This window comes from Alkalihalobacterium alkalinitrilicum (assembly GCF_002019605.1).
In the GTDB taxonomy this organism is placed as follows: domain Bacteria; phylum Bacillota; class Bacilli; order Bacillales; family Bacillaceae_F; genus Alkalihalobacterium; species Alkalihalobacterium alkalinitrilicum.
In genome coordinates this window covers 2382469-2397862 of the sequence record NZ_KV917368.1, presented here as the reverse complement: position 1 = coordinate 2397862, position 15394 = coordinate 2382469, and the positions used below count along the sequence as shown (strand labels likewise).

Annotated in this window: 16 protein-coding genes; all 16 read left to right on the top strand. The window is 39.5% G+C overall.

What is annotated here, in order from left to right; genetic code table 11:
• The first annotated feature begins 29 nt into the window (after nucleotides 1-29).
• The 16 genes from BK574_RS11235 (at nucleotide 30) to BK574_RS11160 (ending at nucleotide 15159) form a co-directional block, all read left to right on the top strand.
• Nucleotides 30-911, top strand: coding sequence for a sirohydrochlorin chelatase (locus BK574_RS11235; RefSeq protein ID WP_075384974.1), 882 nt, complete (start codon nucleotides 30-32; stop codon nucleotides 909-911).
• A gap of 8 nt (nucleotides 912-919) precedes the next feature.
• Nucleotides 920-1687 (top strand): precorrin-6A reductase, encoded by a 768-nt coding sequence (cobK, locus tag BK574_RS11230; RefSeq protein WP_078428673.1) that lies wholly within the window; start codon nucleotides 920-922, stop codon nucleotides 1685-1687.
• 3 nt (nucleotides 1688-1690) lie between these two features.
• Entirely contained in the window at nucleotides 1691-2341 is a 651-nt protein-coding gene (locus BK574_RS11225) for a precorrin-8X methylmutase (protein ID WP_075384972.1), read from the top strand.
• 3 nt (nucleotides 2342-2344) lie between these two features.
• The gene (locus tag BK574_RS11220) at nucleotides 2345-3472 is read left to right on the top strand and encodes a cobalt-precorrin-5B (C(1))-methyltransferase (RefSeq protein ID WP_078428672.1); all 1128 of its coding nucleotides are present in this window, start codon (nucleotides 2345-2347) and stop codon (nucleotides 3470-3472) included.
• Entirely contained in the window at nucleotides 3442-4653 is a 1212-nt protein-coding gene (gene cbiE, locus BK574_RS11215) for a precorrin-6y C5,15-methyltransferase (decarboxylating) subunit CbiE (protein WP_078428671.1), read from the top strand. The genes BK574_RS11220 and cbiE overlap by 31 nt, the downstream gene beginning before the upstream one ends.
• The gene (gene cobI / locus BK574_RS11210; protein WP_075384969.1) at nucleotides 4650-5357 is read left to right on the top strand and encodes a precorrin-2 C(20)-methyltransferase; all 708 of its coding nucleotides are present in this window, start codon (nucleotides 4650-4652) and stop codon (nucleotides 5355-5357) included. The genes cbiE and cobI overlap by 4 nt, the downstream gene beginning before the upstream one ends.
• Nucleotides 5358-5366: 9 nt before the next feature.
• The gene (cobM, locus tag BK574_RS11205; RefSeq protein WP_075384968.1) at nucleotides 5367-6161 is read left to right on the top strand and encodes a precorrin-4 C(11)-methyltransferase; all 795 of its coding nucleotides are present in this window, start codon (nucleotides 5367-5369) and stop codon (nucleotides 6159-6161) included.
• On the top strand, nucleotides 6154-7233 hold the full coding sequence (locus BK574_RS11200) for a cobalt-precorrin 5A hydrolase (RefSeq protein WP_078428670.1): 1080 nt from the start codon (nucleotides 6154-6156) through the stop codon (nucleotides 7231-7233). The genes cobM and BK574_RS11200 overlap by 8 nt, the downstream gene beginning before the upstream one ends.
• Before the next feature lie 16 nt (nucleotides 7234-7249).
• Nucleotides 7250-8644, top strand: coding sequence for a cobyrinic acid a,c-diamide synthase CobB (locus BK574_RS11195; RefSeq protein WP_078428669.1), 1395 nt, complete (start codon nucleotides 7250-7252; stop codon nucleotides 8642-8644).
• Nucleotides 8631-9707, top strand: a complete 1077-nt coding sequence (gene cobT / locus BK574_RS11190; protein WP_078428668.1) for a nicotinate-nucleotide--dimethylbenzimidazole phosphoribosyltransferase — start codon at nucleotides 8631-8633, stop codon at nucleotides 9705-9707. Before BK574_RS11195 ends, cobT begins: the two co-directional genes overlap by 14 nt.
• Nucleotides 9708-9729: 22 nt before the next feature.
• Nucleotides 9730-10497, top strand: coding sequence for a uroporphyrinogen-III C-methyltransferase (gene cobA, locus BK574_RS11185; RefSeq protein WP_078428667.1), 768 nt, complete (start codon nucleotides 9730-9732; stop codon nucleotides 10495-10497).
• A 311-nt stretch (nucleotides 10498-10808) separates the two neighbouring features.
• A complete protein-coding gene (locus BK574_RS11180) occupies nucleotides 10809-11807 on the top strand; it encodes a FecCD family ABC transporter permease (RefSeq protein ID WP_238458130.1) in 999 nt (332 codons plus the stop codon).
• The gene (locus BK574_RS11175; protein WP_078428665.1) at nucleotides 11807-12622 is read left to right on the top strand and encodes an ABC transporter ATP-binding protein; all 816 of its coding nucleotides are present in this window, start codon (nucleotides 11807-11809) and stop codon (nucleotides 12620-12622) included. The genes BK574_RS11180 and BK574_RS11175 overlap by 1 nt, the downstream gene beginning before the upstream one ends.
• A 9-nt stretch (nucleotides 12623-12631) precedes the next feature.
• Complete coding sequence (locus BK574_RS11170; protein ID WP_078428664.1) at nucleotides 12632-13714, top strand: methyltransferase domain-containing protein; 1083 nt, start codon at nucleotides 12632-12634, stop codon at nucleotides 13712-13714.
• Nucleotides 13711-14733 carry an ABC transporter substrate-binding protein gene (locus BK574_RS11165; protein ID WP_078428663.1) on the top strand — a complete coding sequence of 341 codons (1023 nt, stop codon included), beginning with the start codon at nucleotides 13711-13713 and terminating at the stop codon, nucleotides 14731-14733. The genes BK574_RS11170 and BK574_RS11165 overlap by 4 nt, the downstream gene beginning before the upstream one ends.
• Nucleotides 14734-14817: 84 nt before the next feature.
• Nucleotides 14818-15159 carry a hypothetical protein gene (locus BK574_RS11160; protein WP_238458006.1) on the top strand — a complete coding sequence of 114 codons (342 nt, stop codon included), beginning with the start codon at nucleotides 14818-14820 and terminating at the stop codon, nucleotides 15157-15159.
• Nucleotides 15160-15394 lie beyond the last annotated feature (235 nt).

Sequence of the window (15394 nt, the reverse complement as noted above, 5' to 3'; positions counted from 1 at the left end):
ATTGTTTAACAAATAGAGGAGGAATTAAAATGGATGCTATTTTATTTATCGGCCATGGTACGAAAAAAAGAGAAGGGAATGAACAACTTTTACAATTTGTTGACTCTATGAAAGATGATATCTCCTGTCCGATTGTTGAGACATGCTTTTTAGAGTTTTCTCATCCAACAATACGAGAAGGAATTAAACGTTGTATCGAACGTGGTGCGACGAAAGTGGCAATTGTTCCGATGATGTTTTTCTCTGCGGGACATGCAAAAATTCATATTCCTGTAGAAATTGATGAGGCAAAAGAAATGTATCCTAACGTCCAATTTACTTACGGAAGACCTATTGGGATTCATGACAAAGTCTTTGATATTTTGCAATCACGTTTGAAGGATGTAGGTTTCTTTCAAGATCAGAAGGATGTCGGTATCTTACTAGTCGGGCGTGGTAGTAGTGATGCTGATGCAAATAGTGATCTATATAAGATTGGTAGACTTTTATCTGAAAAAGTAAATATGGTTAATGTTGAGTTGTCTTTTATTGGTGTAACATCTCCTACTGTAGAAGAAGGAGTTAATCGATCCATTAAGTTAGGGGCAAAAAAGATCTTTATTATCCCTTACTTCTTCTTTACGGGGATCTTGATGGACCGCATGACTGAAAAGCTTGAAAATTTTCAAAACGCCCATCCTAACCTACAGTTTGCAATGACGGAGTTTTTTGGCTTCCACCCTGAATTAAAAACAATTTTTATTGAGCGTGCCAATGAAGCACTAGTTGGGGAAGCGAAATTGAATTGTGATGTTTGTTCTTTCCGTCTTCATGCGATAGAACATATGGATGTTCATCATCATCATCACGACCACGGTCATGAACACCACCATGAACACCACCATCATCATGATCACGAGTTACAAAGGTAGGTAATGAAATGATTTATCTTATAGCAGGTACGAGTGATGCTAGAGAGTTAGCGATATCAGTGAAAGATGCAAGCTATGAAGTGTTGGCGTCTGTTGTAACGGAAAATGCAGCGATTTCATTACGAAAAGCGAACATTGAAACGATCGTTGGGAGATTAACGGCTAAAGAAATGACAGTATTGATTCAAAAGCGAGGTATCAAGATGATTGTAGATGCTTCGCATCCATTCGCTGAGGAAGCTTCGAAAAATGGAGTTGAAGCAGGACAGCTTGCTCAAATTCCTTATGTTCGCTATGAACGTGAGAATTATCAAGAAGATGATGAACTCATTACGTATGTTTCATCTTATGAAGACGCAGCATTCCTCGCAAAAGAACAAAAGGGTGTGGTGATGTTAACGACAGGGAGTAAAACATTACAAATCTTCACAAAACATCTTTTAAATGCCGAGGGTATACGCTTAATCGCTAGAATGTTGCCACGAAAAGATAACATGGAAAAATGTGAGGAATTAGGTGTTGAACAAAAAAATATTGTGGCAATCCAAGGTCCTTTCTCTAAAGAGTTAAACATCGCGTTGTTCAAACAATTTGATGTAACACTCATGATTACAAAAGAAAGTGGAAAAGTTGGGTCTGTCGATGAGAAGGTTGAAGCAGCAAGGGAATTAAACATACCAATAATTATGATTACTCGACCGAAAATTGACTACGGAATGATGTGTAGATCATTTAAGGACGTTTTAAAAACAATAAATCAAAAACTCGAGGTGTAAAAAATGGATTTTCAAACAGAATTCAAACCATTAACCGTACAACCACAAGAGATTGAAGGGTTAAGCTTTCAAATGATTACAGATGAGCTAGGGGAGCACTCGTTTACAGAAGAACAATATCCAGTAGTCCAACGAATCATACATGCGTCTGCTGATTTTGATTTAGGAAGAAGTGTCGTGTTTCATCCAGATGCCGTTCAAGCGGGAATTCAAGCGATCCGCTCAGGTAAAAAAGTCGTTGCTGATGTTCAAATGGTTCAAGTCGGAATTAGTAAACCACGTCTTGAAAAATTCGGTGGTAGTGTTCAAGTTTATATTTCTGACCAAGATGTTATTGAAGAAGCGAAACGGTTAAATACTACTCGTGCAATCGTGTCTATTCGCAAAGCGATCAAAGAAGCAGATGGAGGAATTTTTGCCATCGGAAATGCACCGACTGCCTTACTGGAGTTGATTCGCTTAGTTAAGAACGGTGAAGCGCGTCCAGGACTTGTAATTGGTATGCCAGTTGGCTTCGTCTCTGCAGCTGAATCAAAAGAAGAGCTAGCAAAGCTGGATATTCCTTTTATTACAAATATCGGACGTAAAGGAGGAAGTCCCGTTACTGTTGCGGCGTTAAATGCATTGTCTATCATGGCTGAAAAGCAGGGGTAAACGATGAAAAAGAAAGTGGAAAAAGACCCGAAGGATATGCGGTATGGGTACACAACGGGAGCAAATGCAACGGCAGCCACAAAAGCTGCCCTACTCTCCCTTTTAGAGCAACGCGAAGTAAACGAAGTATCGATTCGCTTACCAGTTGGTAAAGTTGTGACTTTTCATATGAAAGAAGTGACGTTTACCAAACTTGAAGCAACGGCAACGGTTATAAAAGATGCTGGAGACGATCCAGACGCGACTCATAAAGCTGAAATTGTGTCGACTGTTTGCTTTACAAAAGACGAAGGAATTCACCTTGATGGTGGTGTTGGGGTGGGACGAGTTACAAAGCCAGGATTGCCTGTTGCTGTTGGTGAAGCTGCGATTAATCCAGTTCCTCGAAAGATGATTATGGAAGTGGCTTTAGAAGTCTTGGAACGATTCTCGCTAACACAAGGTATTCGGATTATTATTTCCGTTCCTGAAGGTGAAGAGATTGCTAAGAAAACATTAAACAGTAGACTCGGAATTATTGGTGGGATTTCGATTTTAGGAACAAGAGGTACGGTGGTCCCATTCTCTACTTCTGCATTTAAAGCGAGTATTGCTCAAGCCATCTCAGTAGCTGTTACCAATGGTTGTGACCATTTATTTTTAACAACGGGTGGGAGAAGTGAAAAATTTGCGATTGAAACTCATCCTGATGCCAAGGAAGAGGCTTTTATTGAAATGGGCGATTTCGTCGGTTTTGCTTTGAAGCAATGTAAAGCCAAAAAAGTAAAGAAAATAACACTCGTCGGCATGATGGGGAAGTTTTCTAAAGTCGCTCAAGGTGTCATGATGGTTCATTCCAAAAGTGCACCTGTCGATTTTAATTTTCTCTCTGAAGTAGCAAAAGGTGCAGGGGTACCAAACAATTTGCTAGAGGAGATTCGCGGTGCCAATACAGCATCACAAGTTGGAACGATGATGTTAGAACATGGATACCATGGCTTCTTCTCAAAACTTTGTCAATTAATTGGGCAAAAGAGCTTACAAGAAATTAGAGGTGGCTTAGACATTGAAGTCTATATTATCTCCATGAGTAAAGAAGTGTTAGGAAAAGAGGTAGTAAAATGGGACAACCGATTAAAATTATCGGAATAACAGATGGTGGAAAGTCTAGTCTTTTACCGATCTATGAAAAATGGATCTATGAAAGTGAATGTTTAATAGGTGGAGAAAGGCAACTACAGTTTTTTCCAGAGTACAATGGCGATAGAATTGTACTAAAGGGCAATTTAAAGACAGCAGTAGAACAACTTCAAGCGACGGACAAACGTTGTGTTTTATTAGCTTCTGGTGACCCTCTTTTTTTTGGGATAGGAAGTTATCTTTCTAAAAAGTTACCAGTAGAGATTTATCCTAATTTAAGTTCCATCCAAGAGGCTTTTGCAAAAATTCAAGAAAGTTGGCAAGATTGTACATTCATTAGTTTACATGGCCGAACGATGAAAGGACTCGCTCAAAAAGTCGACGGCCGTGCTAAAGTGTGCCTATTAACAGATAAAAATAATACACCAGCTACAATTGCAAAGTATCTTCTTTCTTACGGTATAGAAGAATATGATTCGTATGTAGCTGAAGCGCTTGGCGGTGAAAATGAGAAGGTTGTTCAACTATCATTAGAAGAAATGACTGATTATGAAGGACATCCTCTTAATATCGTCATCTTAAAACGAACTGGACAAGGTCCAAACTGGTCATTAGGAATATCTGATGATGAATTTAAGCAACGAAAACCAGATAAAGGTTTAATTACAAAAAAAGAAGTTCGCGTTCTAAGTTTAGCTGAATTAAATTTACATGAAAATTCTGTTGTATGGGATATTGGTACATGTACTGGCTCTGTTGCGATAGAAAGTGCAAGAATCGCAAGGCATGGTCAAGTATATGCAATGGAAAAAAATCAAGCAGACTATGAAAACTGCTTGGAAAACACGAAAAAGTTTAGAGCAGATATTACTGTCAAATGTAGTAAAGCTCCTGAAGGACTTGAAGATTTCCCGAATCCTGATGCGATCTTTATCGGCGGGACTGGTGGAGAAATGCAGGACTTGTTAAGAGTTTGTGCAAGTCGCCTGAATAAAGGTGGGCGGATTGTCTTGAATGCAGCAACGATTGAAACGCTGTATCTAGCGAATGAAACTTTTAGAGCACTAGAATTTGAGACTTCAGTTAGGCTCGTACAAATTTCAAGAAGTAAACCGATTTTACATATGAACCGTTTTGAAGGGTTAAATCCAATTTACATTATCACAGCGAAACATAAGGAGGAACAATCATGACCATCGGAACCGTGTACGGTGTCGGAGTAGGACCTGGTGATCCTGAATTAATAACGATTAAGGCCTATCGCATGCTGAAAGAAGCAGATGTTGTTGCTTACCCGAAAAAAAGAAAAGGTAGTAAAAGTTATGCCTATCAAATTGTCGATCAATATATTGATACGGAGAATAAAGAAATGCTCGGTCTTGTCTTTCCAATGACAAAGGATCAAGAAGTACTTGATCGTGAATGGCGTACGATCGTTGATCAAGTATGGGAATGTGTCAAACAAGGAAAAGATGTTGCCTTTGTAACAGAAGGAGATACGATGCTTTACAGTACTTTCATTCATTTGTATCGATTAATGAAAGAGCTTCATCCCGAAGTTAATATCGTTTCGATTCCTGGGATTTCATCTGTAAATGGGGCTGCATCAAGACTTGGCATTCCGCTTGCGGATGGAGATGATTGGACGGGGATCATTCCTGCAACCGACAATCGAGAAGAAATGAAAAAAGCACTGCAAGACCATGATGGAATGGTTTTTATTAAAGTAGCGAAAGTGCTGCCAATGATGATTGACCTGTTAGAAGAGTTAGATTTAGTTGATAAAGCGACCGTTGTGACAAAAGTGACTTCAGGTGAGGAATATATTTGGAAAGATGTTCGTGAATTGAAAACGGCGGAACTAGAATACTTAACATTAATGTTAGTAAGAAAGTAGGTGACTCGTTTGTTAGAAGCAAAAGTATATATCGTTGGAGCAGGTCCAGGAGACCCCGAATTAATAACGGTAAAGGGTCAAAATATTTTAAAGCAAGCTGATGTGATTTTATACACCGATTCACTAGTGAATGAACAGTTAATGGAAGTGGCAAAGCCTGATGCCGAAATTATAAAAAGTGCTGGAATGAATTTAGAAGAACTCGTAGATTGTATGGTTTCAAATGTTCGTCAAGATAAGAGTGTCGCTCGTGTTCATACAGGAGATCCTGCAGTTTATGGTGCGATCTTAGAACAGATGCGCTACTTAAAACGCGAGGAAGTTGATTATGAAATCATTCCAGGTGTAAGTTCAGTATTTGCGGCAGCAGCTGCGGCTGGAATTGAGTTAACCGTTCCAGAACTAACCCAAACGGTGATATTAACGAGAGCTGAAGGGCGTACACCGATGCCGGAACGTGAGCAGTTAAAGGACTTAGCAAGCCATCATTGCTCTACTGCCTTATTTTTAAGTGCAACCTTAATTAAAAAAGTGGTTCGCGAGTTTTTAGAAGCGGGCTGGTTAGAGACTGATCCTGTTGTTGTCGTTTACCGTGCCTCATGGCCAGATCAAAAAGTTGTTCGAACAACATTGGGGCAGCTAGATGAAGCGATGAGGACAGAAGGAATTCGGAAACAAGCGATGGTGATCATTAGTAAAGCTGCCGATGAACAACTTCTTTTTGAAGAAGGGAAGTACGAATCAAAGCTTTATGATAAGACGTTCACTCACGGCTTCCGTAAAGGGGAAAAGGTCAATGGATAACATTGCTTTAGTTGCGATTACGAAGCACGGTGTGGATCTTGTTCGGAAGTTACGTGCTTCCATGCCGAAAGCCAATCTGTATTATATGAAGAAGTTTGAACGTGGTGATGAACAAGAAAAAAACATTCAATTATTCGAAGGTTCGATCAAACTCCTTTTACCCGATATGTTCAAACGCTATGATGGTATTATTATGGTGATTTCTTTAGGGGCAGTTGTTCGAATGATTGCTCCGATTTTAAAAGATAAGAAAATCGATCCAGCTGTCGTCGTTATTGATGATAAAGGTGAGTTTGTTATTAGTGTACTTTCAGGGCATATTGGTGGTGCCAATGATTTAACTCGTGAAGTCGCTTCATATCTCCATGCAACTCCTGTGATTACAACTGCATCTGATGTGCAAAAAACGATTCCAGTTGATATTTTCGGACGTGAATTGGGCTGGACGGTTGAAGATTATGCAAATATTATTCCTGTGAGTGCCGCGGTTGTGAATGAAGAGCCACTTGTTATTTTACAAGAATCAGGTGAAAAAACATGGTGGAAGCATGATCGTCCACTACCAAAACAAATGAAAGTGGTACAATCAGTTGAAGAAGCACTCAAAACCGAATACAATGCAGCTCTTGTCATTACCCACCGAATTTTATCAAAAGAAGAAGAAAACAAATTGTTAGCAAACGGTGTGTTGTACCGACCGAAATCGGTTTATTTAGGGATCGGTTGTAATCGTGGGACGAGTGCTTTAGAAATTAAACAAGTGATCGAGGAAACGTTGAAAGATGAAAGAATCTCTATTCAATCGGTTAAGTCGATAGCAACGATTGACTTGAAAAAAGATGAAGAAGGTTTGATAGAGGTTTGTACCGATTTTGGATGGGACTTTGTCTACTATACTCCAGAACAATTGAACGCTGCTCCAATCAAAAATCCTTCTGAAACGGTCTATAAATTCACTGGAGCTTATGGAGTTAGTGAACCAGCAGCACTGATTGCTGCAGAAGTAGATGAACTTTTACTAGAAAAAAAGAAAAGTGGCAATGTAACGATTTCGATCGCTGTGAAAAAGTAAGGTTAGAGGATGTGACATGATGCAACGAAGAATAGTAATTGCAGGAACGAATAGTGGGGTTGGTAAAACAACATTGACGATCGGTTTAATGGCTGCTTTTAAAAAGAAAGGACTAACCGTACAAGGCTTTAAATGTGGACCTGATTATATCGATCCTAGTTACCATACCGCTGTAACAGGTAGGCAATCGCGAAATGTCGATAGCTGGATGCTCGAGCATGATATCGTGAACGATATTTTTGTTGACGCAAGTCAAGGAGCAGACCTTTCGATCATAGAGGGTGTTATGGGCTTTTATGATGGGAAAAGTCCCAAAAGTAATGTCGGGAGTACCGCAGAAATTAGTTTACTTCTTCAAGCTCCTGTCATTTTGGTCGTTAACATTGCAAGTATGGCAAGAAGTGCCGCTGCGATCGTCAAAGGCTATCAAATGTTAGACCCAAACGTCAATATTGCTGGCGTTATTTTAAATCAAGCTGGTAGTAAAGGGCATTTTGAACTGTGTAAAACGGCGATTGAAGAGGAATGTGATGTGCCTGTTGTTGGCTATTTACTAAAAGGAGACGGTCTTACGATTCCTGAACGCCATTTAGGGTTAATCCCAGCGATTGAGAGAGGCGAGCTAGATGAGTTTTTTTATGAGCTTGGTGATGTAGTCGCTGATCGTATCGATTTGGATGAATTATTGCGTATTTCTGAACGAGGTCCAACGCTTGAGTTAAAAACAGACTTATTTTCACAGCAGGATGAGCAAGAACGAGAAGTCAAAATCGCAGTCGCCTACGATTCAGCCTTTAACTTCTATTATCGTGAAAACTTTAAGTTGTTGGAGAAGACAGGGGCTGAACTTATATTCTTTAGTCCTCTAGCAGGGGAAACACTACCTGCCGAAGTCGATGGTTTGTACATTGGTGGTGGTTTCCCAGAAGAGTTTGCAAAAGAACTTTCAGAAAACGAACAAGCTAAAGAGGATATAAAAAATGCGATTTCAAATGGTCTACCTACTTTTGCTGAGTGTGGTGGGTTTATGTACTTAACCGAATCGATTGCTAGTAGCGAAGGAGAAACGTTCCCAATGGTCGGCGTTATTCCAGGAAAGGTAAAAATGCAAGAAAGATTAGCCGCACTAGGCTACCGTCAAGTAACTGCAATCGACGAAACCTTCCTTTTTAAAAAAGGTGAGGAAGCAAGAGGTCATGAGTTTCATTATTCTACTTTTGAAAGTGATAAAGAGTTCGAAAAAGCTTATTATGTTAAAGCGCTTCGTGGAGAAAAAGAAGAAGGTTACAGAACAGACAACATCGTTGCTGGCTATACGCACATTCATTTTGCATCCAACCCAAAAGTTGCCGCGTCATTCGTAGAAAAATGTGTACAGTATAAGGAGAAGAATAAAGATGAGTCCAATTAATGAAATCCTATCAAGCATAAAACCACTTGATGATCAAGTAATGAAGTTAGTAAGCGATCATGTTGACCAATTAACGAAGCCAATTGGTGCTTTAGGGAGAATAGAAGAGTTAGCCATTCAATTAGCAGGGATAACCAGAAAAGAGCGGCCAACGGTAAAGTCACCTGCGGTTATTGTGTGTGCTGGCGACCATGGCATCGTCAATGAAGGTGTATCAGCATACCCGCAAGAATTGACGAAACTAATGATCGATAACTTTATTAAAGGACGTGCAGCCATTAATGTCCTTGCCAACCAAATTGGTGCTAATGTAACGGTCGTTGATGTTGGGGTCAACGGTGAGGTGAATCATCCTTCGTTAGTTGTGAAAAAAGTGAAAAATGGAACGAACAATTTCTATAATGAAGATGCAATGAGTGAACAAGAAGCGATCGAAGCGATCGAAGCAGGGATGGACGTAGCTCAGAACGTCATTGATCAAGGGCATGAGGCGATTATTATTGGTGAAATGGGTATTGGTAACACCACAGCAAGTAGTGCCTTAATTGCTGCGTTTACGAATGCGGATGTCCAAGATGTAGTTGGTCGAGGAACGGGATTAACGGAAGAAGGGCAGCTACAAAAAATAGCGATTATCAAAGAAGCACTAGAGCGACGCAATGTTAGTGAAGCTTCTACTCTTCAAGTGTTAGCACGTGTAGGAGGGCTTGAAATTGCCGCACTGGCAGGTGTCTTATTACAAGCAACAGCTAATCGTATACCTGTTATTGTTGATGGATTTATTTCAACAGCTGCAGCTCTTGTTGCCTATGAGCTTTGTCCAACCATAAAAGATTATTTAATCATTAGTCATCAATCGGTAGAACCTGGACAAAAAGCTGTATTTGAATACTTAGATAAAAAACCGCTACTTTCACTGGACCTAAGATTAGGTGAAGGAACAGGGGCGGCATTAGCTTATCCACTACTCGATGCAGCAACAAGAATTTTAACTGAGATGGCAACATTTGCTGATCTTGGTATTGAGAAAAAGAAAGAAGAACCAATCGAAAATCCCTTGTAAGCATTAAAGAGGTGGGAATGAAATGAACAGTGGAAAGGTGTACTTAGTTGGGGCAGGTCCAGGCGATCCGAAGTTAATTACGGTACGTGGATTAGAGTGCATAAAAGCAGCGGACGTGATCATTTATGATCGACTGGCTAACCCTTCTCTACTTGAATATGCTCATGCTCATGCTGAATTCATATATTGCGGGAAACTTCCGAAGCATCATACGCTAAAGCAAGAGCAAATTAATGATTTATTAGTAGCGAAAGCGCAAGAAGGAAAAGTGGTTACGAGATTAAAAGGGGGCGACCCTTGTGTGTTTGGTAGAGTGGGTGAAGAAGCAGAGGTACTAGCTCGGTGCGATATTCCGTATGAAATTGTTCCTGGGGTATCGTCTGGTATTGCTGCACCCGCATATGCAGGAATTCCTGTAACACATCGTGATTTTGGGTCTAGCTTTGCGATGGTTACTGGACACCTACAACATGAAGAAAATAATGAGGAAAAGTGGAAGGCGTTAGCTAGTGGAATAGATACCATTGCTTTTTATATGGGTGTGAAAAATTTACCATTGATCTGTACCGAGCTCATTCGTCATGGGAAAAAGGAAACAACCCCAGTCGCTATTATTGAATGGGGAACAACGGAGAGGCAAAGGACGATTGTTGGAACTTTACAAAATATTGAAAAAACAGCGAGTGAAGCAAACGTTTCGCATCCAGCTATTATTCTAGTAGGTGAAATTGTTTCATTCCGTGAGAAAATGCAGTGGTTTAGTGAAGGTGGAGTTGGGGTCTCATCCTAGTGAAGGAAAAGGCACTTTTTACGACCAAATATAGATGCAATGTTAAGGCATTGCGTCTATATTTGGTGTTAAATTGCAACTGTTTACCACTTGTAAAATATTTAATGAGAGTTTTTAATAAAAAAACTTGTGACAATAGAGGTCATTGGGCACATTTTAAATCGTAATAATTACGATTTAAAGAGGGGGGCAGGTAAATGCGAACTGACATAAAGAATAATCCCTTTTTAAAAGAAACAAATGAAAAAGAAGCTTCTCGTGTGTCGCAGTTTCTTTTTGTACTTATATTATCCATTGTACTTATAGGTTCGATGACAGCTGCAGTAATGCTTGGACCTGTCTCCATTTCGCCATTAGCGGTATGGAAAATTGCCTTATCTAAAATACCGTACATAAGCGAGTTTATCGTTAAAGACTGGTCACAAGCTCAGGAACAAATCATTTGGGAAATTCGGTTTCCTAGAGTTTTATTAGGTGCTGTAGTAGGTGCAGGACTAGCTGTCGTTGGTGTTGCCATTCAGGCTTTAGTTCGTAACTCACTTGCCGATCCATTTATTCTTGGGGTATCATCAGGAGCTTCTGTCGGTGCCACGTTAGTCATTATCTTTGGTGCTTTCAAAATGTTTGGAATTTATGCCCTGTCAATAGCAGCTTTTTTAGGCGCACTAGTTTCGGTGTTACTCGTATTTATGTTAGCGCAAGTGCGTGGCAGAATTTCGACAGTTCGTCTATTATTAGCTGGAATAGCCGTGTCTATGATGTTATCGGCCGTTACAAGCTATATAGTCATTTCGGCTCCCCGTGAAGAAGGAATTCGCGATGCGATGTTTTGGATGATGGGCAGTTTAGCAGGAGCAAAGTGGGAGCAACTTCCTGTCCCATTTTTATCATTATTCATTGGTGTGGTTATTTTAATTTTATCTTATCGTCCCCTTAATTTACTATTAATGGGAGATGCTACAGCAACAACGCTAGGTATGAATATTGATGTGTTCAAGAAATTTTTAATTTTACTTACAGCTTTATTAACAGGTGTGATGGTTGCCGTAAGTGGAGCGATTGGTTTTATTGGACTCATGGTTCCACATATCGTGCGTTTAATGGTTGGTTCAGACCACCGCAGAGTATTAGTTGTTAGTAGTTTAGTCGGTGCGATTTTTTTAGTGTGGGCAGATGTTGCAGCAAGAACGGTCGTCTCTCCACAAGAATTACCAATAGGGATTGTAACGGCCATTTGTGGTGGTCCATTTTTTATCTGGTTATTACGAAGAAGTAACTATTCTTTTGGTACAGGGGATGGTGACAAATAATGGAGCTCTCGGTTCAAAGTGTTATAACGAAAATCGATCAAAAACAAATCATTGAAGACATTAACTTTACCGTGAATGATGGTGAATTTGTTGGGGTTATTGGTCCTAATGGTAGTGGCAAGTCAACGTTATTAAAAACGATTTACCGAATTTATGCGCCTCATACTGGAGATATCTTCATCAATCAATCGAATACAAAAAACTGGACTAATCGCAAGTTTGCACAAAAAGTGGCTGTTGTCGGCCAAGAAAGTTCGGTTCCATTTGATTTTACAGTAGAAGATATTGTTAGAATGGGTCGACATCCTCATAAGAAATTTTTAGAAAAAGATAATGCCTATGATGAAGAAATTGTCACACGGTCATTGAGGGAAGTCGGGATTGAACACTATAGAAGCAAAAATTTTGCAAATCTATCTGGCGGGGAAAAGCAAAGGGTGTTGATTGCTAGAGCGCTTGCTCAAGAACCGCAACTATTTATTTTAGATGAACCTACAAATCATCTTGATATTCATCACCAGCTGCATCTTTTAGATGTTGTAAAAGGATTAAAATTAACGTCTTTAGCAGCCTTGCATGATTTAAATTTAGCCGCTTCCTATTGTGATAGATTACTTGTTATTTATGAGGGAAAGATCGTCGCCGAAGGGTCACCCGAACAAGTTTTAACAGAACAGTTGTTAGCCGATGTTTTTAATGTCAATGGAACGGTTATTAAACACCCTCTTACAGGAAAAACACATATTTTATATACGTCTAAGATGTTCGATCAGTCTCAAACTAAATATGTACCGTCATTAGCTTCTAACCAATAGGAGGAAAGAATGGGCGAGTTTATATGTAACTTTTGTGGGTTTCAATATGAGGAGAGAAATGGCGATCCTAAAAACGGGATTCCTAAAGGAACACTTTTTCACGAATTGGCAGGTTCACTTTGTAATCGATGCGGGATGCAAGGTGAACGCCATGAAAGGCAACATTCTCAGCCCTATATTGGGCTCGAAGCCGAGTATTTTGATTTGTTTACTGGGAAAGTTGGTTTGAAGTTTTATAAAAATTGGTTAGCTTCAGATGCCAGTTGTCAAGTGTTAGAGCTTGGTGTAGGAACAGGAAGAGTCGCTTATGAATTAGCCAATTTAGGTATCGTTGTAACAGGAATAGATACGAGTGAAGACATGTTATCGATTGCTGTGAAGAAAAAGAAGCGATTAAGTAATCCATCTAAGCTTATACTCTTACAAGAAAATGTGTTGAATTTTTCCCTTCAAACAAAGTTTAGCCATGTTTTATTAACGGAAGGTTTTTTACAACATTTCCTTTTACCAGAAGAACAGTTACAAGTTTTATTAAATGTGAAAAATCATTTAGTGAATGGTGGTTTGGTAGCAATAGATATTTTTCTTCCACCGAATGAAACTAAATGGAATTATCAGCAGTGTAAACAATGGGGCAAGAAGAGAATCTATCAAACGATTCATGGGCAAACGTCACTATCACGGCAAACTTTTGAAACTACATTAACCTATGAAACATATGAACAAAATCTTCAACAATCATGCTTTAAAGTAGATCGAGAATACAGTCTTATTTTACCACGTGAACTGGGATATCTCTTAAAGGTAGAAGGATTTGAAGTGATGGGAATGTTTGAAAATTACCAGCCATCTAGTCATTCAGCGGCTTCTAGCTTAATGCCGCACTTAGTGAAGAACGAGGTGGAATTAAAAAGAGACGAAACGCTTGATAAAAAATTGAATGAGCATATGAGTAAGCTACGCCCCTATGAAAATGATGTTTGGGCAAACGGTGGTTACCCATTACAGATGCAAGGAGAAATGATGCATCAACCACTTAGTAGTCGGTGGACGATCATAGCCAAATATACAGTTAAGGAGATGCAAGAATGAAAAAATTAAATACGATAAAAACCATATTATCTGGACTGTTTATAATAACGATGTTAGTTGGCTGTGGACAAGAGGCGAGTACGAGCCAACCAGGAGCACCAACTGGATCGGAAGCAGAGAAAGCAGAAGAAGCGCAAGCAGAGGTCAAAGAAGAAAGTGTAAATGAAACGGTTGAGATTGAAAATAATGATCATTTTTTAGTCTTTACAGAACCACCTCAGCGGGCCGTCACCTTAAATCAACATGTTACAGAAGTCATGTTAGCACTTCGGTTAGAGGAGTTTATGGTAGGTACAGCCTATCTAGATGATGAAGTGTTACCAGAATTTAAAGATGCCTATGAATCTATTCCTGTATTATCCGACCGCTATCCATCGCAAGAAGTATTTTTAGCAGAAGAACCTGATTTTGCGTACGCTGGATGGGCAAGTGCCTTTCGTGAAGACAATATTGGAACTGTGGAGCAATTGCAAGAGTTTGGCATCAATGCTTATTTACATGAGTCTTCAACGATAATTGGTCCAACAATAGAAGATATTTATACTGATATCCGTAATATTTCGCGAATTTTTCATGTTGAAGAAAGAGGAGAAGAACTGATTGCTTCAATGAAGGAAGAGCTAGAAAAAATTAAGAATGACATCCCAGAAGTTACAGAAAAAAAGCGAGTGTTTGTTTTTGATAGTGGCGATACTGCGCCGTTTACCGTTGCCCAAAACTTTTTAAATTCATTAATTACATTAGCAGGAGCGGAAAATATTTTTAGTGATGTTGACAAAAACTGGGCAGAAGTTAGTTGGGAAGAAGTCGTTGACCGAGATCCAGAAGTCATTGTTATCGTTGATTATGGTGAAACAACGGTAGAGGAAAAGAAAGAATTACTTCTGCGTCATCCAGCTCTTGAAAATGTTACAGCAATTGAGAACGAAAATTTTATTGTGATCTCGTTGTCAGCAGCAGCAGAAGGTGTTCGTGCTCCATATGCGCTAGATATTCTAGTGAATGGGTTGTATAAATAATTGTTCAATCGTTTTTCATTGCTCAATCTATCAATTCATACTAAAATAATGGATAGATTACTAGCTAGAGAAGGGCATGAATAAATGATGTACAAAACGATATCAATCCTTATTTCCATTTTTATTATTTTATTTGTTTTGGTAGGTTCTTTAATTAAGACAACAGAAGTTGCTCCAGCTAATGCGAGAATGATTATTGACCATTCATTGAATGTTTACGTATCACCACCTTGTTTTAATGATGCTGAAGTAACCAACTTTTTAGAGGAAGTAACACTCCAGCAAGCCCTAGATATGGGTTATAACCCTGACTCTACCTGTACCGAAGATTCACTAGTCGGTGAATCGAGATCATTAATTACACAATTATTAGAAGGTATAGGGCTGCAAGCAGGGCAGTGGGACCAGGATGGTGAGTGGCAATAAAGTTATGTAGATTGAACCTTCAACTTTTCTATTTGAAAGTTGGGGGTTTTTTGGTTAGTTTTCCCCGCATCAACTGGCAGTAAAACCCCCACTTCAAGACTTAGAGGAATCGAAGAAGGATAAGTGGGGGATAAACTGCCAGTAACAAGTAGGAACACAGACTAAGTTCGCCACGTCCTGTGGCAACGTCTGTGTGACCCACCTCGTGTGGGCCCTCACTGATGGAAGTTTCACT

Excerpts from the sequence above, each read along its gene's own strand:
- BK574_RS11180 (WP_238458130.1), top strand. The coding sequence starts at position 10,809 with ATGACAGCTGCAGTAATGCTTGGACCTGTCTCCATTTCGCCATTAGCG.
- cobI (WP_075384969.1), top strand. The coding sequence starts at position 4,650 with ATGACCATCGGAACCGTGTACGGTGTCGGAGTAGGACCTGGTGATCCT.
- cobA (WP_078428667.1), top strand. The coding sequence starts at position 9,730 with ATGAACAGTGGAAAGGTGTACTTAGTTGGGGCAGGTCCAGGCGATCCG.
- BK574_RS11220 (WP_078428672.1), top strand. The coding sequence starts at position 2,345 with ATGAAAAAGAAAGTGGAAAAAGACCCGAAGGATATGCGGTATGGGTAC.
- cobT (WP_078428668.1), top strand. The coding sequence starts at position 8,631 with ATGAGTCCAATTAATGAAATCCTATCAAGCATAAAACCACTTGATGAT.
- cbiE (WP_078428671.1), top strand. The coding sequence starts at position 3,442 with ATGGGACAACCGATTAAAATTATCGGAATAACAGATGGTGGAAAGTCT.
- BK574_RS11235 (WP_075384974.1), top strand. The coding sequence starts at position 30 with ATGGATGCTATTTTATTTATCGGCCATGGTACGAAAAAAAGAGAAGGG.
- BK574_RS11195 (WP_078428669.1), top strand. The coding sequence starts at position 7,250 with ATGATGCAACGAAGAATAGTAATTGCAGGAACGAATAGTGGGGTTGGT.
- BK574_RS11165 (WP_078428663.1), top strand. The coding sequence starts at position 13,711 with ATGAAAAAATTAAATACGATAAAAACCATATTATCTGGACTGTTTATA.
- BK574_RS11175 (WP_078428665.1), top strand. The coding sequence starts at position 11,807 with ATGGAGCTCTCGGTTCAAAGTGTTATAACGAAAATCGATCAAAAACAA.
- BK574_RS11170 (WP_078428664.1), top strand. The coding sequence starts at position 12,632 with ATGGGCGAGTTTATATGTAACTTTTGTGGGTTTCAATATGAGGAGAGA.
- cobK (WP_078428673.1), top strand. The coding sequence starts at position 920 with ATGATTTATCTTATAGCAGGTACGAGTGATGCTAGAGAGTTAGCGATA.
- BK574_RS11160 (WP_238458006.1), top strand. The coding sequence starts at position 14,818 with ATGATGTACAAAACGATATCAATCCTTATTTCCATTTTTATTATTTTA.
- BK574_RS11200 (WP_078428670.1), top strand. The coding sequence starts at position 6,154 with ATGGATAACATTGCTTTAGTTGCGATTACGAAGCACGGTGTGGATCTT.
- BK574_RS11225 (WP_075384972.1), top strand. The coding sequence starts at position 1,691 with ATGGATTTTCAAACAGAATTCAAACCATTAACCGTACAACCACAAGAG.